This window comes from Actinobacillus lignieresii (genome assembly GCF_900444945.1).
GTDB classification, from domain to species: domain Bacteria; phylum Pseudomonadota; class Gammaproteobacteria; order Enterobacterales; family Pasteurellaceae; genus Actinobacillus; species Actinobacillus lignieresii.
Genome location: NZ_UFRM01000001.1, coordinates 1,147,901 through 1,172,513, shown reverse-complemented (window position 1 = coordinate 1,172,513; position 24,613 = coordinate 1,147,901). Strand labels below are relative to the sequence as shown.

At 40.8% G+C, this 24,613-nt stretch carries 27 protein-coding genes and 1 tRNA gene; 17 read left to right on the top strand and 11 right to left on the bottom strand.

Annotated elements, in window-relative coordinates; genetic code table 11:
- Position 1: 1 nt before the first annotated feature.
- The 3 genes from csy3 to csy1 are packed head-to-tail and all read right to left on the bottom strand — an operon-like array spanning position 2 to position 3,302.
- Positions 2 to 997: a type I-F CRISPR-associated protein Csy3 gene (gene csy3 / locus DY200_RS05280; RefSeq protein WP_115587182.1), complete on the bottom strand. Its 996-nt coding sequence runs from the start codon at positions 995 to 997 to the stop codon at positions 2 to 4.
- A 1-nt stretch (position 998) separates the two neighbouring features.
- Positions 999 to 1,958, bottom strand: coding sequence for a type I-F CRISPR-associated protein Csy2 (gene csy2 / locus DY200_RS05275; protein ID WP_115587181.1), 960 nt, complete (start codon positions 1,956 to 1,958; stop codon positions 999 to 1,001).
- A 9-nt stretch (positions 1,959 to 1,967) separates the two neighbouring features.
- Entirely contained in the window at positions 1,968 to 3,302 is a 1,335-nt protein-coding gene (gene csy1, locus DY200_RS05270; RefSeq protein ID WP_115587180.1) for a type I-F CRISPR-associated protein Csy1, read from the bottom strand.
- Between the two features lie 405 nt (positions 3,303 to 3,707).
- Here csy1 and thrS point away from each other — a divergent pair, with 405 nt between their 5' ends.
- The 6 genes from thrS to DY200_RS05240 all read left to right on the top strand — a co-directional run bounded on the left by thrS (position 3,708) and on the right by DY200_RS05240 (position 8,159).
- On the top strand, positions 3,708 to 5,639 hold the full coding sequence (thrS, locus tag DY200_RS05265) for a threonine--tRNA ligase (RefSeq protein ID WP_115587179.1): 1,932 nt from the start codon (positions 3,708 to 3,710) through the stop codon (positions 5,637 to 5,639).
- 179 nt (positions 5,640 to 5,818) lie between these two features.
- Positions 5,819 to 6,382 (top strand): translation initiation factor IF-3, encoded by a 564-nt coding sequence (gene infC / locus DY200_RS05260; RefSeq protein WP_425320819.1) that lies wholly within the window; start codon positions 5,819 to 5,821, stop codon positions 6,380 to 6,382.
- A gap of 247 nt (positions 6,383 to 6,629) precedes the next feature.
- Positions 6,630 to 6,827 (top strand): 50S ribosomal protein L35, encoded by a 198-nt coding sequence (gene rpmI, locus DY200_RS05255; RefSeq protein ID WP_005596065.1) that lies wholly within the window; start codon positions 6,630 to 6,632, stop codon positions 6,825 to 6,827.
- Between the two features lie 67 nt (positions 6,828 to 6,894).
- Complete coding sequence (rplT, locus tag DY200_RS05250; RefSeq protein ID WP_005596075.1) at positions 6,895 to 7,248, top strand: 50S ribosomal protein L20; 354 nt, start codon at positions 6,895 to 6,897, stop codon at positions 7,246 to 7,248.
- 48 nt (positions 7,249 to 7,296) lie between these two features.
- Positions 7,297 to 7,833 carry a recombinase RecA gene (locus DY200_RS05245; protein ID WP_115587178.1) on the top strand — a complete coding sequence of 179 codons (537 nt, stop codon included), beginning with the start codon at positions 7,297 to 7,299 and terminating at the stop codon, positions 7,831 to 7,833.
- 32 nt (positions 7,834 to 7,865) lie between these two features.
- The gene (locus DY200_RS05240) at positions 7,866 to 8,159 is read left to right on the top strand and encodes a hypothetical protein (RefSeq protein WP_115587177.1); all 294 of its coding nucleotides are present in this window, start codon (positions 7,866 to 7,868) and stop codon (positions 8,157 to 8,159) included.
- 36 nt (positions 8,160 to 8,195) lie between these two features.
- Here the strand turns inward: DY200_RS05240 and paeA are convergent, their stop codons facing one another.
- Together paeA and DY200_RS05230 are read right to left on the bottom strand one after the other, a co-directional pair.
- Positions 8,196 to 9,491, bottom strand: a complete 1,296-nt coding sequence (paeA, locus tag DY200_RS05235) for a polyamine export protein PaeA (protein ID WP_115587176.1) — start codon at positions 9,489 to 9,491, stop codon at positions 8,196 to 8,198.
- Between the two features lie 43 nt (positions 9,492 to 9,534).
- On the bottom strand, positions 9,535 to 10,185 hold the full coding sequence (locus DY200_RS05230) for a TIGR01621 family pseudouridine synthase (RefSeq protein ID WP_115587175.1): 651 nt from the start codon (positions 10,183 to 10,185) through the stop codon (positions 9,535 to 9,537).
- 49 nt (positions 10,186 to 10,234) lie between these two features.
- Here DY200_RS05230 and DY200_RS05225 point away from each other — a divergent pair, with 49 nt between their 5' ends.
- The gene (locus tag DY200_RS05225; protein WP_115587174.1) at positions 10,235 to 10,867 is read left to right on the top strand and encodes a histidine phosphatase family protein; all 633 of its coding nucleotides are present in this window, start codon (positions 10,235 to 10,237) and stop codon (positions 10,865 to 10,867) included.
- Between the two features lie 66 nt (positions 10,868 to 10,933).
- On the opposite strand, the gene ruvX is transcribed toward DY200_RS05225, so the two are convergent.
- The 4 genes from ruvX to DY200_RS05205 form a co-directional block, all read right to left on the bottom strand.
- Complete coding sequence (ruvX, locus tag DY200_RS05220) at positions 10,934 to 11,347, bottom strand: Holliday junction resolvase RuvX (protein WP_005596085.1); 414 nt, start codon at positions 11,345 to 11,347, stop codon at positions 10,934 to 10,936.
- 51 nt (positions 11,348 to 11,398) lie between these two features.
- Positions 11,399 to 11,959: a YqgE/AlgH family protein gene (locus DY200_RS05215; protein WP_115587173.1), complete on the bottom strand. Its 561-nt coding sequence runs from the start codon at positions 11,957 to 11,959 to the stop codon at positions 11,399 to 11,401.
- On the bottom strand, positions 11,959 to 12,690 hold the full coding sequence (gene rsmE / locus DY200_RS05210) for a 16S rRNA (uracil(1498)-N(3))-methyltransferase (protein ID WP_005600286.1): 732 nt from the start codon (positions 12,688 to 12,690) through the stop codon (positions 11,959 to 11,961). The genes DY200_RS05215 and rsmE overlap by 1 nt, the downstream gene beginning before the upstream one ends.
- A 175-nt stretch (positions 12,691 to 12,865) precedes the next feature.
- The gene (locus DY200_RS05205; RefSeq protein WP_012262747.1) at positions 12,866 to 13,456 is read right to left on the bottom strand and encodes a YajG family lipoprotein; all 591 of its coding nucleotides are present in this window, start codon (positions 13,454 to 13,456) and stop codon (positions 12,866 to 12,868) included.
- Between the two features lie 128 nt (positions 13,457 to 13,584).
- On the opposite strand from DY200_RS05205, the gene DY200_RS05200 reads away from it, so the two are divergent.
- Together DY200_RS05200 and DY200_RS05195 are read left to right on the top strand one after the other, a co-directional pair.
- Positions 13,585 to 13,896 (top strand): BolA family protein, encoded by a 312-nt coding sequence (locus tag DY200_RS05200; protein ID WP_005600288.1) that lies wholly within the window; start codon positions 13,585 to 13,587, stop codon positions 13,894 to 13,896.
- Positions 13,897 to 14,007: 111 nt separating this feature from the next.
- A tRNA-Ser gene (locus tag DY200_RS05195) sits at positions 14,008 to 14,097 on the top strand.
- Between the two features lie 191 nt (positions 14,098 to 14,288).
- On the opposite strand, the gene DY200_RS05190 is transcribed toward DY200_RS05195, so the two are convergent.
- Together DY200_RS05190 and DY200_RS05185 are read right to left on the bottom strand one after the other, a co-directional pair.
- Complete coding sequence (locus DY200_RS05190; protein WP_005600290.1) at positions 14,289 to 14,663, bottom strand: copper resistance protein NlpE; 375 nt, start codon at positions 14,661 to 14,663, stop codon at positions 14,289 to 14,291.
- A gap of 19 nt (positions 14,664 to 14,682) precedes the next feature.
- On the bottom strand, positions 14,683 to 14,991 hold the full coding sequence (locus tag DY200_RS05185) for a DciA family protein (RefSeq protein ID WP_115587172.1): 309 nt from the start codon (positions 14,989 to 14,991) through the stop codon (positions 14,683 to 14,685).
- Between the two features lie 105 nt (positions 14,992 to 15,096).
- On the opposite strand from DY200_RS05185, the gene secM reads away from it, so the two are divergent.
- From secM to DY200_RS10795, 8 genes are all read left to right on the top strand, one after another.
- A complete protein-coding gene (secM, locus tag DY200_RS05180; protein WP_005596093.1) occupies positions 15,097 to 15,423 on the top strand; it encodes a secA translation cis-regulator SecM in 327 nt (108 codons plus the stop codon).
- 108 nt (positions 15,424 to 15,531) lie between these two features.
- Entirely contained in the window at positions 15,532 to 18,249 is a 2,718-nt protein-coding gene (gene secA, locus DY200_RS05175; protein WP_115587171.1) for a preprotein translocase subunit SecA, read from the top strand.
- A 74-nt stretch (positions 18,250 to 18,323) separates the two neighbouring features.
- Positions 18,324 to 18,722: an 8-oxo-dGTP diphosphatase MutT gene (gene mutT / locus DY200_RS05170; RefSeq protein ID WP_005596097.1), complete on the top strand. Its 399-nt coding sequence runs from the start codon at positions 18,324 to 18,326 to the stop codon at positions 18,720 to 18,722.
- Positions 18,723 to 18,956: 234 nt separating this feature from the next.
- Positions 18,957 to 19,901, top strand: a complete 945-nt coding sequence (argC, locus tag DY200_RS05165) for an N-acetyl-gamma-glutamyl-phosphate reductase (RefSeq protein ID WP_115587170.1) — start codon at positions 18,957 to 18,959, stop codon at positions 19,899 to 19,901.
- A gap of 29 nt (positions 19,902 to 19,930) precedes the next feature.
- On the top strand, positions 19,931 to 20,785 hold the full coding sequence (gene argB, locus DY200_RS05160; protein ID WP_115587169.1) for an acetylglutamate kinase: 855 nt from the start codon (positions 19,931 to 19,933) through the stop codon (positions 20,783 to 20,785).
- Between the two features lie 13 nt (positions 20,786 to 20,798).
- Positions 20,799 to 21,980, top strand: coding sequence for an aspartate aminotransferase family protein (locus DY200_RS05155; protein WP_115587168.1), 1,182 nt, complete (start codon positions 20,799 to 20,801; stop codon positions 21,978 to 21,980).
- Positions 21,981 to 22,193: 213 nt separating this feature from the next.
- Complete coding sequence (locus DY200_RS05150; RefSeq protein WP_115587167.1) at positions 22,194 to 23,900, top strand: transferrin-binding protein-like solute binding protein; 1,707 nt, start codon at positions 22,194 to 22,196, stop codon at positions 23,898 to 23,900.
- 14 nt (positions 23,901 to 23,914) lie between these two features.
- Positions 23,915 to 24,607: a TonB-dependent receptor plug domain-containing protein gene (locus DY200_RS10795; RefSeq protein ID WP_244924182.1), complete on the top strand. Its 693-nt coding sequence runs from the start codon at positions 23,915 to 23,917 to the stop codon at positions 24,605 to 24,607.
- Positions 24,608 to 24,613 lie beyond the last annotated feature (6 nt).

The window sequence follows — 24,613 nt, the reverse complement described above, 5'->3', positions numbered from 1 at the left end:
TTTATTCCTTACCGCTTGCGCCAAATACGCCGCCTCGAATTAATACGCTAATAACGTAGTGCTGTTGTTCAAGTTCCGGTGCTACGTCCTTTAATACCCAGTTATCGAATAGTGTATAGAAATCGATTTTTTCTTTTGGCTGGCGGAACGCCGTACCAAGATTAGTGACTGCGCCATAAGGTTCGGCTGCAATAGGGAAAGGGGCATTTTCTGCATACCAAGTGTCAATGGTACGAATCGCATTGCCGATTTTTTGTGAATGCATTCCGGCTTTGTTATTGATTTCATACAAAATTTTACTTTTGCGAGTACCGGTATCTAACACCAATTCTTGCGATGGATATACTTCCTGACCACGCCCCATTTTAGCTTGTGCTTCAACTTCCAAAATGATGAATTCTTCACCTTTCAAACCTTTTTCAATATAACTTGCAATTTTTTGAAGTTTTTCATCCGCTTGTTCAAAACTGTTAAGCGGCAGTTGTTTGGCATTTTCGAAAACAATCACATCATCCGCGACCTTTATACTGACTTGGATAGTTTCTGCACTGATACGATTACGCCATAACCAACGAGCATTTGCTAAATTAGTCGCATATCTTTTGGCTAATTCCGACATACCGTGAGCGGTTAAGTAATTTTGAATGGTCGATAGGAGTTTTGCTTGATATTCAGGATCATTACAAACATTAGGCTTTCCTTCAAAAGGTAAAACTTTACAGGTAAATCTTGCGACTAAAGTATCGTAGTCGTCATTTAATGTTGCGACATCGACGCACTGTAAATTGGCTTTTTCAATCTCCGCATCTAATTTGGCAGGATCATTGGCTAACGCATTTTTTAAGCGATTTGAAATAGTCCCTCTTACCGATTTTTCTCGAATCGTAACCGCAATTTCAGGTGCGTCACTCATGCTATTTTTCTGGGTAAAAGTGGCATCGGAAATATCAAGTTTACGCTCAAAGGCTAGAACTGATGCAGTAGTTAATTTTGTCATATTATGCTCCTTGGGTAATTAAATAGAGATTATCTTGCGGGGTGTTGTAGTGCCAAAAACATTGCGATAAATCATCGGGTAAACTAAAAGGGAAAACCCATTTTCCTAAGCTGTAAACCGTTTCAACATATTGGCTCGGGTATTCAGTCGTACGGCAATTTTGCATTTCACCGGCAGTAAATAGCGGTGAAATCGCTTGGTAACCGACAGGAATCGGTACTAGCCATCCCTTTCCTTGATTGACATTAAAGGTTTCCCATTCTTGAGAAGTGGCATTCTCGGATAATGGGATATGATGTAATGTCGCTACCTCAAGTAACGCATCCAGTGCATTCGCATTCAGAGTAGCAGGACAGATCGTTATTTCATTATTTGAGATTCCGTTTTGTAATGACTGAGTAATATCCGCTAAGGTTTGCTTTGCATCCATGAGAACGAAAGCTGGCATAAGAGCAAGTTTTATTTCCTTAGTATCACTTAAATTAAACAGCTCAACATTCTCAATTTGAAAAACACTACCACCGGCAATTCGTTGTTGCATAAGCAATTTTTTGCAATGTTCAAGAAATTGTGTTTTTTGTTCCGAGTCCTGACTATTTAATGCATAGTAAAGCTCCGGATCTTTAACTTCCATTTCAACGACTAATGAAATATCCAAGCGAATTTTTCCTTCCTCGATAATGGAAGGCGAATCGCCATTTTTTTTGAGAGGGTTACGTGTTTGATTAAAGGTTAAATCTGAGAAATCACTATTTTTATAACCTAATATTTGATAATCATGACAAGCAATCATCACGCCGCCTAATTCCACTTGTTGGGAAAACAGTTTACGGCTAAGTGCATGAATCGTACCGGTAAAACCGGTGAGAGCAGGAAAACCATACGTGATCGGGCTGGAAATCGTGTTTGCCGCTTGAATTTCAATATGATCAAACAACAGATAAAAGTTTGGATAATTCATAGCACCTCCTTATATATGGCGTAATTGTCGATGTAATTTTTTTCGGAAATATTTACGCCATTCGTTATATTCCGTAGCGGTAAAATCGTCCTGATATTTTGGAAAGCGTTTTTTGAGCAACGCATTGAGCCAAGCGGCAAAGCGTTGTTCTACTTCAGAAATCCACTCTTGTTGAGTTAAAGCCGAATGGAATTGTTCTTCTCCATTCAGCTTAGCACGTTGAGGATCGAGCCAATATTTTTCGCACCAAGCTAGTTGGTAGTCTCGGCTCCAACCGGCAGTACGTTTCTGTAACTTATAAGCTTGTTGCAGTACTATTTGAACAATTAAGTTTATGGCTTCTGCACGTGAGTCTCGAATAGTATAAATATTTTTAGAGGCTTCAACGGCTTGATATAGTTGGTATAATCCGGCACGGCAGACGTAGGTTAAGCGATCATTGAAAATCGTATTTTGTGTACCGGTTAAGCGAAGTTCGCCTTTGGTAAAAATGGGAGGAAGAGAGGGAAGTAAATAGTTTCTGCCACCTTGTTTGCTGGTTAATAAACTAACGTTCTGCGGCTTTGTACCACCTAGTTTTGTGGCCGCTAAATGGGGAATAGATATATAGGGATTTTGTGCTTTATTTTTATAACGATTTTCCCTTGCTTGTTTATTTTCCTCAGAAAAACGGGCTTGATTCAGCTTATTATAAATGGCGTGAGTGAAGGAAGATGGATAAAGCGGAATAAGGCAAGTATAGTGATTATCCTCAATAGCCGAACTACTATTTACCCATAAAACTTGCTTATTTCGCTCATGTGTTTCCGGCGAGTTTAAATTACCTTTTAATGCCATTTGAAAAGCGATTTTATATTGTGCCGAAAGCGAATGATCATCACTAAAACAACCGTCCAAACAAGGCTCATCTGTTAGCAATAGGTCTTTTAAAGTCCGTTTATTTACTTCATCAACCATAATATCGAAAAATGCAGCGAGAGGGAGTGCTGCAGCATTACCGTTAGCATCTAAAACAAGTTTATCGATCAATTGAGAACCAACTAAAGTCGCAGGGAGATTCAAATTAGCCCGAAAGTTTATGTTATTGCCTTTAGCATCGGGGTGGATTCCTTTAGCAATATGAGTACCAAATTTTAGTTGCTTTGCCATTTCGGTTGCTGCGATATGAAGCCAAGCATCTAGCCGATACTTTTCTTCGCTTTTGCTAATTTCAGCCTTTATTTTGGCAATCTCTTCCGGTTCGGTCGCCTTTTCTAGTTTTTTGTAATCATTTTCAGATTTTTTAAGGTGTTGAGCTTGTAGGAAATCAATGATTTTAGCCCTAATTTGTAAAGGAGTTATCATAGTTTGACCTCTTTTGTTTTTAATTTGCCTATAAGTATATTGCTTGATTAAAAATTCTCAATTTAATTAAAAGATTAAAATTAAATAGCTGATACTTATGGATAATTGCAGAAATAGAGATAAAAGGTTTTTTCCGTACTTATCGGTATCTAGCCCTATTTATCGAAGATCGTTAGCTTATACAAGCGGTCTATTTTCAGAGAAATTTTGCAAATTGAGCGAGAAATCAGACCGCTTACTTACATTTTATGATAAAATCTAATTGTTTTACTGCTCACCCATGGTTGGGGTGATGTAAAACAAATTGTAAAAAAAGATTCAAATCAGACCGCTTGTCAGCGGTTTTTATTTTTAAACCAACAAGTCGCCTCTCGTATGGGTGACCACTGTAACAAGGATATAAAAATGCCTATTATCACTTTACCAGACGGCTCACAACGCCAATTCGATAATCCCGTTTCTGTAATGGAAGTTGCACAATCAATCGGTGCAGGTTTAGCAAAAGCTACGATTGCAGGTCGTGTAAACGGCGAACGCTGTGATGCGTGTGACATCATTTCTGAAGATAGCTCACTTGAAATTATTACCGCAAAAGATGAAGACGGTTTAGAGATCATTCGTCACTCATGTGCGCACTTATTAGGTCATGCGATCAAACAATTATTCCCGGATGTAAAAATGGCGATTGGTCCGACAATCGACAACGGTTTCTATTATGACGTGGATTTAGATCGCTCGCTCACACAAGAAGATTTAGATGCGATTGAAAAGCGTATGCTTGAGCTGGCTAAAACCAACTATGACGTTGTGAAGAAACCTGTAAGCTGGCAAGAAGCGCGTGATACGTTTGAAAAACGTGGCGAACCGTACAAAATGGCGATTTTAGATGAAAACATCGAACGTACTGCAACGCCAGCGTTATATCACCACGAAGAATATATCGATATGTGTCGTGGTCCGCACGTACCGAATATGCGTTTCTGCCACCACTTCAAATTACAAAAAGTTGCAGGCGCATACTGGCGTGGCGACAGTAAAAATAAAATGTTGCAACGTATTTACGGCACGGCTTGGGCAGATAAAAAACAATTAGCGGAATACTTAACCCGTTTAGAAGAAGCGGCAAAACGTGACCACCGCCGTATCGGTAAAGCGTTAGATTTATACCATATGCAAGAAGAAGCGCCGGGTATGGTGTTCTGGCACAATGACGGCTGGACGATTTTCCGTGAGCTCGAAACTTTCGTACGTACCAAATTAAAAGAGTACGATTACCAAGAAGTGAAAGGTCCGTTTATGATGGACAGAGTGCTTTGGGAGCGTACCGGCCACTGGCAAAACTATGCGGATTTAATGTTCACGACTCAATCTGAAAACCGTGAATATGCGATCAAACCGATGAACTGCCCGGGACACGTTCAAATCTTCAATCAAGGTTTAAAATCATACCGTGACTTACCAATCCGTATGGCGGAATTCGGTTCGTGCCACCGTAATGAGCCGTCAGGTTCATTACACGGCTTAATGCGTGTACGTGGTTTTACTCAAGATGATGCGCATATTTTCTGTACTGAAGATCAAATTGAAAGCGAAGTAACTAGCTGTATCCGTATGGTTTACGATATCTACAGCACTTTTGGTTTCAGCAACATTCAAGTGAAACTTTCAACTCGTCCTGAAAACCGTATCGGTGATGATGCGATGTGGGATCGTGCGGAAGACGGTTTAGCAAAAGCATTAACGGCAAACGGCTTAAGCTATGAAATCCAAGAAGGCGAAGGCGCATTCTACGGTCCGAAAATTGAGTTTGCATTACGTGACTGTTTAGATCGTGAATGGCAATGCGGTACGATCCAATTAGACTTCGCATTACCGGGTCGCTTAGATGCGTCTTATGTGGCGGAAGATAACGGTCGCCGTACACCGGTTATGATTCACCGTGCGATTTTAGGTTCTATCGAACGCTTTATCGGTATCATCACCGAAGAATACGCAGGTTTCTTCCCTACGTGGTTAGCGCCGACTCAAGCAGTGGTAATGAATATTACCGATAGCCAAGCGGACTATGTACAGAAAGTAACGAAAGCGTTATCTGATGCGGGTATCCGTGCGAAATCAGACTTACGTAACGAAAAAGTCGGCTTTAAAGTACGTGAACACACCTTACGTCGAGTACCTTATATGCTTGTGTGCGGCGATAAAGAAATTGAAGCGGGCAAAGTATCGGTGCGTACCCGTAAAGGTGCGGATTTAGGCACATTCACCATTGAAGAATTTGTTGAAATCCTCAAAAACCAAGTGAAAGCTCGTGAGCTTAAATTATTAGGCGAAGAGTAGTTTCATCTTTTGTGAAAAAGCGGTCAGATTTGATCGCTTTTTTGCATTTGAAGCGCACAAATAATTTCAGCAAATCATTGCACTATTTTACAAAATCAATTAAACTCAAAACGTTTTTGTGCTTGGTTTTGCTAAGCCTATATATTCATATCTCTGCTACTGCAGTCGATCGTAGTTAAATTTATAGAAGGAATAATACTATTAAACCTGTAAAACGTGTTCAGACAAATCGCGCACATCGTCTTAATGATGAAATTCGTGGCGTGAAGGAAGTTCGCTTAACTGATGAGAATGGCGAACAAGTTGGTATCGTATCAATTCAAGATGCTTTGGCGAGAGCGGAAGATGCTGAATTAGATTTAGTTGAAATCAGCCCTAATGCAGAACCGCCGGTTTGTCGTATTATGAACTACGGTAAGTTCATCTACGAAAAAGAAAAAGCTGCAAAAGAGCAGAAGAAAAAACAAAAAGTCGTACAAGTGAAGGAAATTAAATTCCGTCCGGGTACAGACGAAGGCGATTATCAAATTAAGTTACGTAGCATTTTACGTTTCTTGGAAGACGGCGATAAAGTTAAAATTACCGTACGTTTCCGTGGTCGTGAAATGGCTCACCAAGATATCGGTTTAGACGTTTTAGATCGCGTTAAAACGGATACGGCTGAAGTGGCGGTTGTTGAATCGGCACCGGGCAAACTGGAAGGTCGTCAAGCGGTAATGGTCATTGCACCGAAGAAAAAATAATTTATTCTTGCATAAAACGGGCGGATCTTATAAAATCCGTCCGTTTTCTCTTTTGTAAAAAAGAGAAACAAAGCAATCTACAGGCACATTTCGCAGCCTGATTTGCTTTTTAGCCGTAAAGGGCTATGAGCGGTAACGCTCTGTTCGAGATAATTAGTGCTTTGCAAGTAAAAAGACGGTTAGCGATAAGCGTATTTTTCGCCTGATTATTATGTATTAGATAAAGCAATGCGGAGTTTATAAAACAATGCCTAAAATTAAAACAGTACGTGGTGCTGCTAAGCGTTTCAAGAAAACAGCTTCAGGCGGTTTCAAACGTAAACAATCTCACTTACGTCATATTTTGACTAAGAAAACCACTAAACGTAAACGTCACTTACGCCACAAATCAATGGTAGCGAAAGCAGACCAAGTATTAGTAGTAGCGTGCTTACCGTACGCATAAGCGTTGAGTCAAGTTAAAACGTACTTTAGTGAATTTTAGTTAATTATATACATTAGGAGATTTAATAATGGCTCGTGTAAAACGTGGTGTTATTGCAAGAGCACGCCATAAGAAAGTTCTTAAGGCTGCTAAAGGTTATTATGGTGCGCGTTCACGTGTTTATCGCGTTGCGTTCCAAGCTGTAATTAAAGCTGGTCAATATGCTTACCGTGACCGTCGTCAACGTAAACGTCAATTCCGTCAATTATGGATTGCACGTATCAACGCTGCAGCACGTCAAAACGGTTTATCTTACAGCAAATTCATCAACGGCTTGAAAAAAGCTTCTGTTGAAATCGACCGTAAGATTTTAGCTGACATCGCTGTATTCGACAAAGTTGCATTCGCAGCTTTAGTTGAAAAAGCAAAATCTGCTCTTTAATTTTAAAGAATAGAGATTAGGACGCCTTCTGGCGTCCTTTTTTATAGGATGCGAAAATTAATCATTATTCGAGGGCATTCCGGCTCGGGTAAATCTACTTTTGCCAAACAAAAAATAGCGGAATTTGAGCAGCATTTTCCGAGCGGTAAAGTTTTTCATATTGAGCATGACCAATTTCTATATGAAAACGGCGAATATATTTGGACGAAAGAAAGATTCCGATTCGCTAAAATATTGGCGAAGCAGAAATTAGCGTCGGCTTGGGAATTTGCAAAAAATCATCCGCAAGTGCCGATATTGATTGTGATGAGTAATGTGAATATCGCTTTGCAAGCGGTCGAAAAATACCAAAATATTGCAAATTCGTTACGGATCAAGATAGAAAAGTATCGATTGATGAATTTCTTTAAGAATCAACACGATGTTGATGTCTATACGGTATTAAATATGTATTTAATGTTAGAACAGCAGCCGTTAGCGGACGAAATTATCATTAAACCAATCAAGAAAATGCCTTATTTTATGCGTATAATATTAGAAAAAATGCGTAAGCGTAGGGATAAAAAAGATATACAGGCGGTCTAATTTTCGCTTATTTTTACAAAGAGGAAAAAATAATGAAAAAATTAATGTTACTTGCGTTATCTTTAGTGACGGTAGCTTGTTCCGCACCCGAGCAACAAAGTACGGTTCCGATGGATATGCAGGCGGTAGCCGAATATCAACAACGAGTGGCGAGCGGTAATACCGTTTCGGAAAAACAAAAACAACGTGTGGCGCAACAAATTGAGCCGGACGAACCGCTTAATCAAAGCGATAAGCGTCCGAAAGTCGTCAGACAGGTGGTAAGAGAACCGGTAATTTATCCAAGCATTGGTGTCGGTTACGGTTATCATAGACACCGTTGGTAAGAACAAAGCTCCGATTAAGTCGGAGCTTTTTCTATGCTAATTCGAAATATCTTTACGGAAAGAAACCATTAATTGGTCGATTTTAAAATTCTCGGTATCAATAATTTCGAATTTATACTGATCATAGAGAACAAAATCGGTTTTTTTCGGGATTTTGCGTAACATATACATCATAAAACCGCCGATGGTTTCATAGTTTTCCGCATTCGGGAAGCTTTCGATTTCTAACGCTTTCATCACGTCTTCCAGCGGAGTCGCACCGTCAATCAGCCACGAATCTTCATCTCGGCGGACAATTTGTTCTTCTTCGGTGGAAACCAATTCGCCCATCACAATACTCATTACGTCATTGAGGGTTAGAATCCCCACTACTAATGCGTATTCGTTTACGATAACCGCAAAATCTTCACCGGCGGATTTAAACAGCTCCAAAACTTCGTACAGCGAGAGCGTATCCGGAATAAAAAGCGACTTTTTTAGTAATTTCGCATCCGTTAGCGACACGTTATCGTTTTTTAGGTACTGTGTCAGGAGATCGTGGGTTTCGATATAACCTAAGATTTTATCTAGTCCGTCATCACAAATCAGCACTTTGGAATAGGGATCTTCGCCTAATGTTTCCAATACTTTTTCACGATTGTCCGTGCGGTTTAAAAAAACGATATGCTCACGCGTGGTCATGGTTGAGGTCACACGACGTTCTTGCATTTCAAACACATTTTCAATTAAGTAATGTTCTTGCGCTTTTAAAATGCCGGCTTTTGCTCCCGCATCAACCACCGCAACAATATCTTCGGAGGTCATATTGTCTTGGCGGACGGTGGAAACGTGGAAAAACTTAAATAACGTATTGGCGATCCAATCGAAAAATAGTACGAGCGGTTTAAATAAGGCGATACAAAACATCATAACGCCGATGGTGCGCACCGCAATTTTTTCCGGATAGGTCATTGCCAGTCGCTTCGGCATTAAGTCTGCAAAGAGCACGAATGCAGAGGTAACGATGATAAAGGCAATCCAAGAGGCGGCACTATCAACCCATTCCGCTTGCGTATATTTGGAAAGTAATTCACTAAAGTAAGGATTGATCGCACTTTCGCCGACCACACCGCCGAGAATTGCCACCATATTTAAGCCGATTTGCACCACGGTAATAAAACGTCCAGGCTGCTCTTGAAGTTTTAAGACTTTTTCGGCACGGAGGTCTCCCTCGTTAATCATTGCTTGCAATTTCAGTTTTCTTGCACCGGCAAGTGAAATTTCTGAAGATGAAATAATCGCACTGGCAATAATCAGTAATAAGATAATCAAACTTGCTTCAAATAAGCTCATAAAATCCTCTGTTTGATAAGTTATAATGTATAAAATTATAGCGTTAAATGTTTTTTATATGCTCAGCATTGCAAATCTTTGTCCAAAGTTGACCGCTTGTCGGTGGGCTTTGGATACAAAAAGATTCGCCTTGATAGTCAAATTTTAGTTGATAAGCGTGTAAGTAAACTCGATCCGCTTCTGTGCCGGCATAGAGTTGATCACCTAAAATCGGGCTGCCTAAACTTTTCATCGCTACCCTTAATTGATGTGTTTTACCGGTTTTCGGTTGCAAAATAAAATGGCGTAAATTTGGCTCAAGAGAATGCGAAACAAATTGAGTCACGGCAGGATTCTGTTGGCTATGGCACAATTTCCACGCGCCGTTACGACTTTTTTGCATATCACCGCTAATTTTACCTTGTTTCTTTTTCGGTTTTTGATCGCTCAACGCCCAATAGGTTTTTTCGATTTTATGTTGTTCAAATAGATGATAAAAGTGTACGGCAGCTTGTTTGTTCAAGGCGAAAATCAATAAGCCGGACGTGACTTTATCTAAGCGATGTACCAGCCAAACTTGTTCCACTTGTAATTGTTCAGCGAGTTTTTGGGTTAATCCGACCGCTTCCTCATCTTTGTGCACACTCATCCCGACGGGTTTATCAATCACAACAAAGTCGTGATGTTGGAAGCAAATAGTCAATTTTTCAGTCATTTTTTGCTATACTCCGATAAATTTTGTCTATTTTAACAGGGAATTGAATATGGCACTCAACATTTATTTAGTCCGCCACGGGAAAACCGTTTGGAATTTAGAAGGGCGTTTGCAAGGCTCAGGTGATTCACCTTTGGTTGAAGAAGGTATTGAAGGGGCAAAAAAAGCGGGGAGAGCGTTAAAAGAGGTTAAATTTTCCGCCGCTTATTCCAGTATGCAAAAACGTGCGCAAGATACAGCAAATTATATTTTGGCGGAAAATAACGAAAAGAATATTCCGCACTTTCACCATTTCGGTTTAAATGAGTTTGATTTTGGGCTTTGGGAAGGCACTAAATCGGTCGATTTATACTCAATTGATGAATATTGGACGATGAAAAAAACACCGGCGGAATATCGTGCGGAAACTAATGGCGGTGAAACTTATGAAGATCTTTATAGCCGAGTGATTAAAGTGTTTAATCAAATTGCTCAGTTGCACCAAGATAATGAAAACGTATTAATTGTTGCACACGGTATGACATTAACCGTTCTCACAGCGGTATTACGAGGTTTACACTGGTCGGAATGTCGTGATGAAACTAAACACAGTTTTGTGATTAACACTGCAATTAACCGTGCGGTCGTTGAGAATGGTAAGGCTGAATTAGTTGAGTTTAACCGCACGGAACATTTGGCTTAGATTTGCAAAAAATCCAAAAATTAGACCGCTTCTTTGCGTTGTTCAAATTAGCGGTCTTACTCTTTTTTATTGGGCTTCAAACCAGCTTTCTAAAATTAAGCAGGCGGAAATCGAATCCACTTTATCTTTCTTTAAGGCTTTGTAACCGCCTCGTTCAAAAATTTCCGCTTTCGCTGATACTGTTGTGAGGCGTTCGTCTTGTAGCTCAACCGGCAAATTAAAACGTCCGTTTAAGCGATTCGCAAATTTTTTCGCTCTTTGGGTGAGTGGTTGTTCGCTGCCGTCCATATTGAGCGGTAAGCCGACCACTAAGCGTTCCGGCTGCCATTCTTTGATCACTTTTTCAATTTGATCCCAGTTCGGAATCCCGTCTTGCGCTTTAAAAGAGGGGAGTCCCTGTGCGGTGCCGGTAATATCTTGTCCGACCGCACAACCGATGCTGTAAGTACCGAAATCAAATGCGAGAATTGTTCTTGCCATATTATCCTTTTGCAAAAAATTTTCTATTTTTGACCGCTGCTTAGGCTGTCATTAGGCTCTACCGGCACGGGCTAACACACCTGAAATACCAAGCATTTCATTCGCTTCCACCCAACGTTCTAAATAACCGGTTTCGAATAAGGTTTTGTCGTTCGCTTCGGAAATCAGCCAGTAATTACGTGCGATTTCTTGTTCGAGTTGTTCCGGTTTCCACGTCGCACAACCTAAACAAACAATAAATTTTTCCGGTGCTTCCGGTTTACCTAGGCTATCTAATACGTCGCCGGAAGTGGTTAGAAAAATATTATCTGTCACACGATAACTATGTAAAAATTCGTGCTCGGTTTTAGTATGAATAATAAAGCCTCGATCCTGACTGACAGGCCCGCCGCTTAAGACCATCTGATCTTTATGATAATTACGCTGATTCGCCATTTGGAAATCCATACGGGTAATCAATTCCAACACGGATAAGTCGGTTGGTGTATTAATCACTAAGCCCATCGCACCGTTACTGTTATGTTCGCAGATATAAATCACGGTACGATCAAAGTAATCGTCATCAATTTCCGGCGTTGCAATTAAAAATTTGCCTTGTAAATTTTCTAACATTAAATATCTCCAAAACAAACCTGTAGGGCAGTAATCGCTGCGAGTGAGGCGGTTTCCGTACGCAAGACTCGTTTGCCGAGTAAAACTTCGGTAAAGCCTTGGGTTTCGGTCATCGCGATTTCTTCAGCGGATAAGCCGCCTTCCGAGCCGATTAATAAACGTACACCAGCTTCAGGCACATTCGGTAACTGGCGAATGGTGTATTTCGCACGAGGATGCAGATTTAATTTCAGCATATCGTCTTGTTCTTTACACCAGTCGGTCAATTTCATAATCGGGCGAATTTCAGGAATCTCATTACGTCCGCATTGTTCGCAAGCGGCAATCGCAATTTTTTGCCATTGCTGTAGTTTTTTGTCTTGGCGTTCATCGTTCAGTTTCACCCCGCAACGTTCAGACCAAAGCGGAGTAATGGTTTTTACGCCTAGCTCAACCGATTTTTGAATGGTAAATTCCATCCGATCGCCGCGAGAAATCACCTGCCCTAAGTGAATCGGTAAATTGGATTCACGATTATCCAATTCGCTACCATCAATTTTTGCAATAATTTGCTTTTTCCCGACCGCTTGTAATGTGGCGTGGAAAATATGGTTTGAGCCGTCAAATAAAATAATTTGCTCACCTTCCGTCATTCGTAATACTCGACCGACGTGATTGGTCGCATCTTCACTTAAAATACAATCGGTTCGGTTTGCTAATAATTCGGGATGATAGATTCTTGGAATACGCATAAGATGTTCTTTAATTAACAATCATTAGTGACTATTATTATGAAAATGACTTGTGAAATAAACGCTGGATAACAATTTAAATTGAGAAGAGAATTATCTCTCATATTAAACAAGCGGTCGGATTTACAAGATTTTTTGCAAAATATTACCGAAATCAGACCGCTTGTATTATCGCTTATTTAAACTGGTGAATTGCATTTGAGATTTCATTGTCGTTGTAGATCGCTTTAACGACATCATCGTACGCTTGACCTAACACTTTTTTAATATCATCGTTATCCGTAGTGACGGCTGCGCCTTCATAGCCTCGGGTTGCATTAAAGTTTTTGCTGAAGTTGCCTTTCGGGCCTTTCACCGCAACTTCAACGCCTACCGCCGCATTGACTTTATATAATAAGTTGCCTTGTTCAACCGTTGCAAAGAATTTGCGAACGCTCACAATTACATTGGCATTCGCTGCGCCTTGTACCAATTGGAAACCTTTGGCGTTTAAATCTTGTTGCACCGCTTGTTGGAACATTAAACCGACTTCCGGGCTTGAGGTTAAATAAGTTATTTGACCGTTTTTCGTATAACTTGCCACCTCACGAGAAGTTCGTAGGTCTTGTGTTAAAACACTCACCGCCGCCGTTTGGTTATTCGTGTTAAACGTTGCGGTCGGACTCGGCGTAGTAAAGTTTAAGACGTTTGATTGCGATTGGCAGCCCGTTAATACGGCTGTTGCTAACGTAGTTGCGATAAGTAAAACTTTTTTTGATAATTTCATAAGAGATCCTTTTAATTGATAATTCGTTATTGATAATGGATAATGCACTTAATAAGACAATAGCGCGACAACATTGTTACGCAATTATTACTTATCAACTGTTAATTGGCAATTCATAAGGAATAAAAATGTTGATAGAACAAGCCATTCGAGATAAATTAACGGCGCAATTTTCTCCCGTTTTTCTCAATATTGAAAACGAAAGTTATATGCACAGTTCGGGCAGAGGGGCGGAATCGCATTTTAAAGTGACGTTAGTCAGCGAAACTTTCGAGGGAATAAGAACGGTGGCTCGTCACCGAGCGATTTATACTTGTCTTGCGGATGAGTTGGAAAACGGCGTTCATGCACTGGCATTACATACTTATACGCCGACGGAATGGGCGGAGAATAACGGTATGGTGCCGAAATCGCCGAATTGTGCGGGTGTCGGTTTATAAATTGCTGATAATTAATTTATTTTATAAATAAAATGCTTGCTTAGTCCGGTAAAAATCGGTATAGTTCCACTATCTTTCAAATATATTTTAATGTATATTTTTTAGTAATTCGGTGAGATGTCCGAGTGGTTGAAGGAGCACGCCTGGAAAGCGTGTATATGCGAAAGTGTATCGGGGGTTCGAATCCCCCTCTCACCGCCATTATTAATTGAGAAAGATTCCTTACTGTTTTCATAGATATTTCCTTGGTTAAGTTAAAGTAATTAATTACTTTTTTAATTATTATTTTCATCCCCGGTTTTTCCGGGGATTTTTTTATCCAGCGTATTGGCGTTCGATATGAAAAAGCCCGTAACATCGAATGCTACGGGCTTGGTTTTATCGGTTGTTTCTTATTTCACTTTGTGTAATACGTACGGACTATTGGCGATTTTTGCCGGGTTACCGTTGGCATCACAAATTTCGGCTTGCGTATCATTAACTTTAAATGCAAGCGAACCCGAATCTCTTTCTAAACGAATCACGCCTCGTTTATTTTGTTCCCACGTATAAGTGCCTTTATCGGTAAACGGATATTCTTTGCCGTTTTTGACATAAACGGTGTTATATTGATAGCTGTTATTATTACCTAAAATTAATTCGGCTTTGATTCGCTCGCAATCGGCACAAGGTAAATTGCCTTGGAACGTGCCTACGACGGATTTTTGAGGTAATAATGAGCATGCGCCTAATGTCATACTCAATGCAATGAAAGCAATTTTTTTCATACCGTTTTCCTTCTACAAATTAAAAATGTTTAAAACTCGGGCTCACTCTGAATTGAAGCTCGGTCACGTTCGGAAAATCCGTTTGAATGAGTTCGAGTAATAAGGTTCTTTGCAACAGTAATCCTTGACGTATCGTTGCATTTTGCATCTCAAAGATAAGACAATTATCAACTAAATTTACAATACGGTAAAGCCCGTGATACTGTCTTGGTAATAATTTTTGAATTTTTTGATTCAATAAGTTCAGCTCGTTAGCCCGTTGGACAATGCGAGATAAACTTGAGTTCTGTAAAACCTCTGTGATATTTCGTATTGTTGAATTTTTCATCTTTCTTCAAGCTACCGTCTTGATTTTACTTAAATTGACCCCATAATGCCTCCATTCTACTGGAATTTAGCGTATAATTAATATAATTTTTTAATTGATTCATTGATGTTTTTAATGACTTTATTTCGACATTTTCATAAAACCCCTTTTTGGTCGCAACTTGTATTCGGACTTGTTGCGATTTTTGCGTTACCCGAAATTCAAGCGACGCTGAATCGTGAAAATGAACAAAATACCGTTATTAATCAATTAGTCACACAATATACTCAAGTAACGGAAGACGGCGAACAACAAACGCTTTTTATTGCAGAGCGCCATTTGGCACAGATGAATACGACATCGCAAGCGGTTGTTTTTTGCAAAATTCTTACCAAATCCTACCGCTTTGATGGCGATGACAATCATCCTATCCGAGCCGGACCTATTGCCTAATCATTCGATTTTATTCGCTACGGAACACAAAGAGAGAAGCGTTTCTTCGTATCGTTGTGCGTATTCCGTATTTCTCACATTAAAAATAATCAGATTAGGACAAAAATAATGATTTCAAAAATTATCACTTCGATTTTCGGTTCAAGCAACGATCGTACTTTAAAACGTTTAAGAAAGCGCGTGGCGCAAATTAATAAACTTGAACCGACATTTGAAAAATTAACCGATGAAGAATTACAAGCGAAAACGGCGGAGTTTAAACAGCGCTTAGCTGACGGTGCCAGCCTTGACAGTTTATTGCACGAAGCGTTTGCAACCGTGCGTGAGGCAAGCCGCCGTGTAATGGGAATGCGCCATTTTGACGTGCAATTAATCGGCGGTATGGTATTAACTAATCGTAATATCGCCGAGATGCGTACCGGTGAAGGTAAAACTTTAACCGCAACATTGCCTTGCTACTTAAATGCACTGACAGGTAAAGGCGTTCACGTTGTAACGGTGAACGATTATCTCGCACGCCGAGATGCGGAAACCAACCGCCCGTTATTTGAGTTTTTAGGTTTAGGCGTAGCGGTAAACGTGCCGGGACTTCCGAATGAAGTAAAACGTGAAGCCTATAAAGCGGATATTACTTATTCAACCAATAGTGAGTTGGGTTTCGATTACTTACGCGATAACCTTGCACACGCCAAAGAAGACCGTTTCCAACGCGAATTACACTATGCGTTGGTGGACGAGGTGGACTCGATCTTAATTGACGAAGCGCGTACGCCGTTAATTATTTCCGGTCCGGCGGAAGATGCGACGCAAATCTATCAAGCGATCGATACGATTATTCCGCACTTGGTTCAGCAAGATAAAGAAGACACCGAAGAATATACCGGTGAAGGCGATTTCACTTTAGATCTAAAAAATAAACAAGCGCATTTAACCGAACGCGGTATGGTGAAAGTGGAAGGTATTTTGACCGAAATGGGCTTAATGCAAGAGGGCGAAACGCTTTATCATCCGGCCCGTATCGCTTTATTACACCACGTTTATGCGGCGTTACGTGCGCATAAATTATTTGAATTAAACGTGGACTACATTGTAAAAGACGGTGAAGTGGTGATCATCGACGAGCATACCGGTCGTACTATGGCGGGTCGCCGTTGGTCTGACGGTTTACACCAAGCGATTGAAGCGAAAGAAAAAGTTAATATTCAAGGCGAGAACCAAACGGTTGCGTCTATCACTTACCAAAACTATTTCCGTCTATACGAAAAATTAGCCGGTATGACCGGTACGGCGGATACGGAAGCGTTTGAATTCCAACAAATTTACGGTTTGGATACGATTGTGATTCCGACCAATAAACCGGTAATTCGTGACGACCGTACCGACTTAATGTTTAAGAGCGAACCGGAAAAATTTGCCGCAATTATCAAAGATATTCAAGAATGTATAGCTCGCCAACAACCGGTATTGGTCGGTACCGCATCGGTTGAGAAATCAGAACTTTTATCGGTGGAATTAACCAAAGCCGGTATTGCTCATAACGTATTAAATGCGAAATTCCACGCACAAGAAGCGGAAATCGTAGCCGAAGCCGGCGCGCCGGGTGCGGTAACCATAGCAACCAATATGGCGGGGCGTGGTACGGATATCGTGTTAGGCGGTAACTGGAAAGCGGAAATTGCGAAGTTGGAAAATCCGACCGAAGAGCAAATCGAAGCGATTAAAGCGGCATGGAAAGAACGTTATGACATTGTGATGAAAGCGGGCGGTTTACATATTATCGGTACCGAGCGTCACGAATCTCGCCGTATCGACAACCAGTTACGCGGTCGTTCCGGTCGTCAAGGCGACCCAGGTTCATCACGTTTCTACCTGTCTTTAGACGATGCGTTAATGCGTATTTACTTGAATGAGGGTAAATTGAATATGATGCGTAAAGCCTTCTCTGAAGAAGGTGAGGCGATGGAGTCAAAATTACTGACTAAAGTGATCGCATCGGCACAAGCGAAAGTGGAAGCGCACAACTTTGACGGTCGTAAAAACTTATTACAATACGACGATGTTGCGAACGAACAGCGTAAAGCGATTTACGAACAGCGTAATTACTTGCTTGAAACCGAAGATATTTCCGCCATGATTGAAACCATTCGCGGCGATGTGTTCAATCGTGTTATCGACCAATTTATTCCACCGCAATCTATCGAAGAAATGTGGGATGTTGCCGGTTTAGAAGAAGCGTTAAAACGTCAATTCGGTATGGAACTGCCTATCCAGCATTGGTTAGAGCAAGAAAATGACTTACACGAAGAAACGTTACGTGAGCGTATTATTGATATTGCGACACAAGAGTACCACGCAAAAGAAGAGAAAGTCGGCTCGGAAGTGATGCGCAACTTCGAAAAAGGCGTGATGTTACAAAACTTGGATGAGCTTTGGAAAGAACATCTTTCGGCAATGGATTATTTACGTAAAGGGATTCACTTACGCGGTTATGCACAAAAAGATCCGAAACAAGAGTATAAGAAAGAATCATTTGAAATGTTTACTAATATGCTCGATTTGTTGAAATCTAACGTAATTAGCGTGTTAAGCCGTATTCAAGTACGCAGTCAAGAAGAAATCGAAGAAGCGCAACGTCAGCAAGAAGCGATGGCGCAAGCGGAGTCGGAAAACTATCGTACGGCTGATCATCAGGCGGAAGCTCAACAATCGGAGTCTTTGACCGAAGAGCAGTTAGCAAATTTGGATATCGGTCGCAATGATCCTTGCCCTTGCGGCTCCGGCAAAAAATACAAACATTGCCACGGCAGTAAAGCAAGATATGCGTAATTAATACAAGCGGTAGGATTTTGTGAAAAACTTGCAAAATCTTACTGCTCTTGACTTATTGTAAAGGAATGTTTATGAATAAACCCGTAATCCAAGTTGCAGCCGGTATTATCCGTAATGAATTTGGACAGATTTATTTAACGCAAAGGCTTGAAGGACAAGATTTTGCACAAGCGTTAGAATTCCCCGGCGGTAAAGTCGATGCGGGAGAAACGCCGGAAGAAGCGTTAAAACGCGAGCTGGAAGAAGAAATCGGTATTCACATATTAAGTGCGTTTCCCTATGAATCGTTCCGATTTGATTATCCGACCAAAGTAATTGAGTTTTTCTTTTATTTAGTGGAAGAATGGGTTGGCGAACCCTTTGGGCGTGAAGGTCAAGAAGGCTTTTGGGTGGCTCAAGCCGATTTGGACGAGAGCGAATTTCCGCCGGCGAATAGCCGTTTAATTCAGCGTTTAAAATCCGAAGTTTAAAAATGAACGGCATTTTATTAGAAATGCCGTTTTTTATGTCATAAAAAAATTTAAATTATCATCAATAAGAAATACTTGGAAAAGTATAAATTCTTTTTAAGATCAAGCCATATTACATCTACTTACTTTTGATTAATTATTCACTTTGTGTGAATTTTTATTCTGTTTTGTGTTTGATATTGTGTCTGAATAAGAGTAAGATATTTAACGTTTTAACAGCAATAAGGATTTATGATGAGTAAATATAAAATTTTTGTGGACGGAGCAGTCGGTACGACCGGTTTACGTATTTTTGACCGTCTAGCCAGTGCGGAAGATATTGAATTATTAAGCTTGCCGGAAGAATTACGTAAAGATCTTAATGCCAGAGTGGCAAAAGTCGCGGAAGCGGATTTGACTTTCCTCTGTTTACCGGACGAAGCCTCTAAAGAATTAGTGGCTCATGCACCGGCGGATGCAAGAATTTGCGATACTTCAACCGCTCATCGTGTTAATTCGAGCTGGACTTATGGTTTTGCCGAGCTTTCCGGACAGTTTGAAAAAATTCAAAATGCGAATCGGGTCGCCGTACCGGGTTGTCATGCCACAGGTTATATTGCTTTAGTTCGTCCTCTTATTGAAAAAGGTGCATTGAGTACCGATTATCCGCTTTCTTGCCATTCTCTCACCGGCTATTCCGGCGGCGGTAAAGCGATGATCGCCGAATATCAAAATCCGGATCGTGAACAAAAATTTAGTGCGCCTCGTGTTTATGGATTAGCTCTTAAACATAAACATTTACCGGAAATGCAAGCGCTTACCGGTTCAAATCATCCTCCTATTTTCACTCCGGTTGTTGCCGACTATTACAGCGGAATGTTGGTGACTGTACCGCTCCCTGTTTCCGCTCTTTCACAAGCGGTCAATTCTGCCGAAAAAATTGCAAATTTATTCAGCGAATATTACCAAAACTCAAAATTGATTACGGTTCATCCCGCTTGCTCGCTACCTGAAGACGGAATGTTGGCGGCGAATGCATTGAGCGGCAAAGACAGCCTTGAAATCTTTGTTTACGGTAATGAAACACAGCTGTTATTATGTGCACGTTTCGATAATTTAGGTAAAGGCGCATCCGGTGCGGCAGTACAATGTATGAATATTATGCTAGGTCGTGAAGAAACAGCCGGACTAGACGTGTAGTCAGCGTGAGATATTATTTGGGGTTTAGAATGTTACAAAACGAAGTTGAAAATTTTGCAAATCTGTTAGAACAAGCGACCGTTTATCTTGCTCCGTATCAAGAAAAAATTATTGTGGTGAAGTACGGCGGCAATGCGATGATCAATGAAGATCTTAAAAAATTGGTGATGCAGGATATTTTATTGCTGAATCAATTAGGCGTGAAAGTGGTATTAGTGCATGGCGGCGGGCCGGAAATTTCACAGGGGGTGAAGTTACTCGGCAAAGAACCGCAATTTATCAATGGCTTACGAGTTACCGATCAAGATACGATTAATGTGGTATTACAAATGCTCGCTGGTAAAGTGAATAAAAGTTTGGTGGCGTTATTAAAAGGTAAAGGCGTTGGCTTATGCGGTATTGATACGAATATGTTGCAATGCGAAAAGTTACAAGCTGAAGTAGATTACGGCTTTGTCGGTGAGATTGTGAAAGTAAATACTCAATTATTGGAACTTGCGTTAAGTGCAAATTTAATTCCAGTGATTTCTACGGTTGGCGTAGATGATCAAGGCGTAGCTTATAATATCAATGCGGATACAGTAGCGAGTGAAATTGCCATGGCACTAGGAGCGGCGAAACTTGTGAGTATGACGGACATCGCCGGCTTATTACGCGATCGTTTTGATGAGAGTACGCTGATTCCTGAAGTTGAGGTCAGCGAGGTGCAAGGCTTAATTGATCAAGGCATTATTGCCGGCGGTATGATTCCGAAAATCGCCTGCTGTACCGATTTTATTAACGCCGGCGGCATTGAAGCGAATATCATTGACGGACGAGTACCGCATGCCATTTTAGTCTCATTATTCGGTGGTAAAAACGGTACGCTTTTTTATAAAAAATAATTAGGAAGACAATATGAACAGCAACGACATCAAACAATTAGATGCGGATTATATCGCACAAACTTACGGTAGATTTAACCTCGCCCTTTCACACGGAAAAGGTTGTGACGTATGGGATTTTGAAGGCAATCAGTATTTAGATTTTACTAGCGGTATCGGGACAAACAGCCTTGGCTGGGCGGATGACGGTTGGCTGGCGGCGGTAACTACGCAAGCAGGCAAATTACAGCATACTTCAAATATATTTTTTGCCGAGCCGTCTGCTGTACTGGCTAAAAGTTTGGTTGAAGCAAGCGGTCTAAAACGTGTGTTTTTTTGCAACTCGGGGGCGGAAGCGAATGAAGGAGCGATTAAAACTGCACGTAAATATAGCCATGATAAATACGGTAAGGGCAGAGCGACCGTACTCAGTTTAGTCAATTCATTCCACGGACGTACGATTTCAACCCTTGCCGCAACAGGACAAGATGTGTTTCATCAACATTTCTTCCCATTTACACAAGGTTTTGAACATACGCCGGCGAACGATTTAGATGCCTTACATGCACGTATTGAACAAGATGACGTGTGTGCGATTATTTTAGAAATCGTACAGGGTGAGGGTGGTGTTTGTGCATTAGATACTGAATATTTACAAGGCGTACAAGCGATTTGCCAAGCCAAAGATATCATTTTGATTATTGATGAGGTACAAACCGGTATCGGGCGCACCGGAAAATTGTTTGCTTATCAGCATTTCGGTTTACAGCCAGATATTATCACGCTTGCCAAAGGCTTAGGCGGCGGTTTACCGATCGGTGCTTTCGTATTAGGTGACAAATGCCAAAATACACTCGGTAAAAGCGATCACGGCTCAACCTTCGGAGCAAATCCAGTCTGTTGTGCGGCGGCGAATGCGGTATTAGCGAAAATAGATGAAAAATTCTTAGCGGATGTAGCGGCTAAAGGCGAAAAATTACGTGCGGCATTGCTTACCTTACCAAAAGTAAAATCGGTTTCCGGCTTAGGTTTAATGCTGGGTATTGAATTTGAGGATGGGGTAAAAGCCGCTGATGTGGTGGCGAAAGCAATAGAGAAAGGTGTATTAACACTTACTGCTAAAACCAAATTACGTTTATTACCACCGTTAGTGATTTCCGAACAACAAATCGATCATGGTGTTACGGTGTTAAGAGAGGTTTTGGAAAGCCTGTAAGCGGTTAGATTTTAGCAATTTTTTGCAAATAACGTTTAAAAAATTTAAGACGAACGAATCCCCTTAAGTGAATCACTTAGGGGGATTTTTTTATTATGTTTAATCTATGTTATTGTAAATAAAGAGATATTTATACAATTTCTTACAAAATAATTAAAAATATTTGCTTTAATTTAAATGATAATTATTTTCATTTATAAAAGGAGAACTTAAATGAATGTGAAAAAATCACAAATTGCGATAGTAATAGCCGCAACATTACTGACCGCCTGTTCAGGTGGTAAAGGTGGTTTTGGCTTAGATAACACTCAAGAACAAATACCGAGGTATGATCCTAAAAAGACTAAACCTATAGAGTTTGGAGATGACGTTACCGAAGCGAAACCTTACGAGCAGTTACCGGAATTTTTACAACCGACTTTAGGTTCAGAAATTGCGATACCAAGACGTATTATCGGTCCTAAGGCGGAAGAACGAGTGGAACTTTCTCCGGATAACGTTAAGCGTCTGGGAGGAAGTTTAGACGAAATTCCGAACAAAAAAGAGATTGAAGAACATCCTGCGGTAAAAAAATCCAAACAGGGGTTAGTTTATTCTCATGATGGAAAAACAGCACTGCGTACTAGAAATATGGATTATGTTCGCTCCGGATTTGTCTTTAGCGAGGGAGGATTTTCGACAGAGAAAAATGAGAAACAACAGGATGTATATCGTTCCGGTAAAGTTGGCTATGTGTTTTATAAAGGAGTAAATCCGTCCAAAGCATTACCGGTAGATAAAATTGTGAAATATGAAGGCACATGGGATTTCACCACCGATGCGGTTAATAAACGTAGAGCGGAAGGCTTTGAAGAATCTCACGTCGGTGATCGTTATGGGGCGACATCTTATGATGAACCGGTAAACTATGAGAAAAGTAAAGGAGCAGTCGGACATACCAGCGAATTTACTGTAAATTTCGGTAAAAAAGAAATAACCGGTCAGTTATATCGAAATTATCCTGTGTATGGCAATAAAGCACAAGAAAGAACCAAACGCTACGATATTGACGGAAAACTGTTTGGCAACCGTTTTCGCGGTAGTGCAAAAGCCGCTGATCCGAAAGATCGTTATTTCGGCAAAGATGCCAATAATTCTTTAGAAGGCGGATTCTACGGACCGAATGCGGAAGAATTGGCGGGAAAATTCTTAACCAACGATAAATCGTTATTCGGCGTGTTTGCCGCTAAACAGAAAGGCAATAAAGCGGAAACGGAAACGAAATTCGATGCTCGACAAATCGATTTAAAAGATTTTAAGCAAAGCGAGATGGATTCGTTCGGGCAAGCGAATTTACTCGTGATTGACGGACATATTATCCCGTTACTCAAACAAAATTTTGATCACCAATTTGCAAATAAAACGGTAAAAGTGACCGCTTGTTGTGAGAATTTGGCGGATGTTAAATTCGGTACTTTTGACGTGGCGGGCGAAGGGCCAAAACTATATTTAACCGGAGAACGCACCGCCGTAGATGCCATTCCGAAATCGGGAGTATTTGCTTATAAAGGCAGTTGGCAAGGGCAAATCAGCAGCCAAGACGGTACGAAATGGCAAACACCGGAAAACAGTGCGGCATATTTACAAGTGGATTTTGATAATAAGAGAGTAAACGGTGGCTTTGGTAGCGGACCGACTAGCGGTACCGTATTGTCGCTTCAAGAAGGCGTAATAGATAAAAACGGTTTTTCCGGCGTCGTAAAAACACTGCAAAACGGTTTTAGTGCGAACGGAAAGACATACCATGTTGATGGCAAAGTATCAGGAGGTTTTTATGGTAAGACGGCTTCAGAGATCGGCGGTAGTTTGTTAAGTACTGAACAAAGTAAAGATAAAGCAGCCAGTGTTTTCGGTGCGAAACGTCAAGTTGAGAAGAAATAAGAGAGAGGTCGAGAGTGAAGCAATTTAAATTAAGTTTAAGCTATATTGCCGTGCAATCCGCCTTTCTGATTTTATCCGCACAAACGTATGCGAAGCAAACTGAAACGGAATTAGGTACTGTTACGGTCAAAGCGAAAACGGAGGTACACCGCCGACAAAACGAAGTAACAGGTTTAGGTAAAGTGACTAAAACCAGTAAAGATCTTGATAAAGAGCAGGTACAAAATATTCGTGATCTGACTCGTTATGATCCCGGTATTTCAGTGGTTGAACAAGGACGGGGGGCAAGTAGCGGCTATTCGATTCGCGGGGTGGATCGTAATCGCGTCGCATTACTGGTGGACGGCTTACCGCAAATTCAGTCTTATAAGAGTTTATCTCCGTTTGCCCAAGGCGGAGCGATTAATGAAATCGAATATGAAAATATTCGTTCGATTGAATTTAGTAAGGGAGCCAGTTCGCAAGAATACGGTAGCGGTGCCTTAGGCGGTGCGGTCGGATTCCGTACCAAAAATCCCGACGATGTGATTAAAGAAGGACAAAATTGGGGATTAGACAGTAAAACAGCCTATTCGAGTAAAAATAAGCAATTTAGCGAATCGCTAAGTTTTGCAGGTCGTGCCGGCGGATTCGAAGCGTTAGTACAATATACGCATCGAAAGGGCAAAGAAACGGAAATCCATAAAGATGCTACTAATGTAAGGTAGTCCTTC

Coding starts and splice junctions, on each gene's coding strand:
- csy2 (WP_115587181.1), bottom strand. CDS start 1,958: ATGAATTATCCAAACTTTTATCTGTTGTTTGATCATATTGAAATTCAA.
- DY200_RS05240 (WP_115587177.1), top strand. CDS start 7,866: ATGAAAAAATTAATGTTACTTGCGTTATCTTTAGTGACGGTAGCTTGT.
- secA (WP_115587171.1), top strand. CDS start 15,532: ATGATTTCAAAAATTATCACTTCGATTTTCGGTTCAAGCAACGATCGT.
- csy1 (WP_115587180.1), bottom strand. CDS start 3,302: ATGATAACTCCTTTACAAATTAGGGCTAAAATCATTGATTTCCTACAA.
- ruvX (WP_005596085.1), bottom strand. CDS start 11,347: ATGGCAAGAACAATTCTCGCATTTGATTTCGGTACTTACAGCATCGGT.
- rplT (WP_005596075.1), top strand. CDS start 6,895: ATGGCTCGTGTAAAACGTGGTGTTATTGCAAGAGCACGCCATAAGAAA.
- DY200_RS05225 (WP_115587174.1), top strand. CDS start 10,235: ATGGCACTCAACATTTATTTAGTCCGCCACGGGAAAACCGTTTGGAAT.
- rsmE (WP_005600286.1), bottom strand. CDS start 12,690: ATGCGTATTCCAAGAATCTATCATCCCGAATTATTAGCAAACCGAACC.
- argB (WP_115587169.1), top strand. CDS start 19,931: ATGTTACAAAACGAAGTTGAAAATTTTGCAAATCTGTTAGAACAAGCG.
- secM (WP_005596093.1), top strand. CDS start 15,097: ATGTTTTTAATGACTTTATTTCGACATTTTCATAAAACCCCTTTTTGG.
- DY200_RS05190 (WP_005600290.1), bottom strand. CDS start 14,663: ATGAAAAAAATTGCTTTCATTGCATTGAGTATGACATTAGGCGCATGC.
- DY200_RS05205 (WP_012262747.1), bottom strand. CDS start 13,456: ATGAAATTATCAAAAAAAGTTTTACTTATCGCAACTACGTTAGCAACA.
- rpmI (WP_005596065.1), top strand. CDS start 6,630: ATGCCTAAAATTAAAACAGTACGTGGTGCTGCTAAGCGTTTCAAGAAA.
- DY200_RS05150 (WP_115587167.1), top strand. CDS start 22,194: ATGAATGTGAAAAAATCACAAATTGCGATAGTAATAGCCGCAACATTA.
- DY200_RS05245 (WP_115587178.1), top strand. CDS start 7,297: ATGCGAAAATTAATCATTATTCGAGGGCATTCCGGCTCGGGTAAATCT.
- thrS (WP_115587179.1), top strand. CDS start 3,708: ATGCCTATTATCACTTTACCAGACGGCTCACAACGCCAATTCGATAAT.
- DY200_RS05200 (WP_005600288.1), top strand. CDS start 13,585: ATGTTGATAGAACAAGCCATTCGAGATAAATTAACGGCGCAATTTTCT.
- DY200_RS05230 (WP_115587175.1), bottom strand. CDS start 10,185: ATGACTGAAAAATTGACTATTTGCTTCCAACATCACGACTTTGTTGTG.
- DY200_RS05215 (WP_115587173.1), bottom strand. CDS start 11,959: ATGTTAGAAAATTTACAAGGCAAATTTTTAATTGCAACGCCGGAAATT.
- csy3 (WP_115587182.1), bottom strand. CDS start 997: ATGACAAAATTAACTACTGCATCAGTTCTAGCCTTTGAGCGTAAACTT.
- mutT (WP_005596097.1), top strand. CDS start 18,324: ATGAATAAACCCGTAATCCAAGTTGCAGCCGGTATTATCCGTAATGAA.
- argC (WP_115587170.1), top strand. CDS start 18,957: ATGAGTAAATATAAAATTTTTGTGGACGGAGCAGTCGGTACGACCGGT.
- DY200_RS05185 (WP_115587172.1), bottom strand. CDS start 14,991: ATGAAAAATTCAACAATACGAAATATCACAGAGGTTTTACAGAACTCA.
- paeA (WP_115587176.1), bottom strand. CDS start 9,491: ATGAGCTTATTTGAAGCAAGTTTGATTATCTTATTACTGATTATTGCC.
- DY200_RS05155 (WP_115587168.1), top strand. CDS start 20,799: ATGAACAGCAACGACATCAAACAATTAGATGCGGATTATATCGCACAA.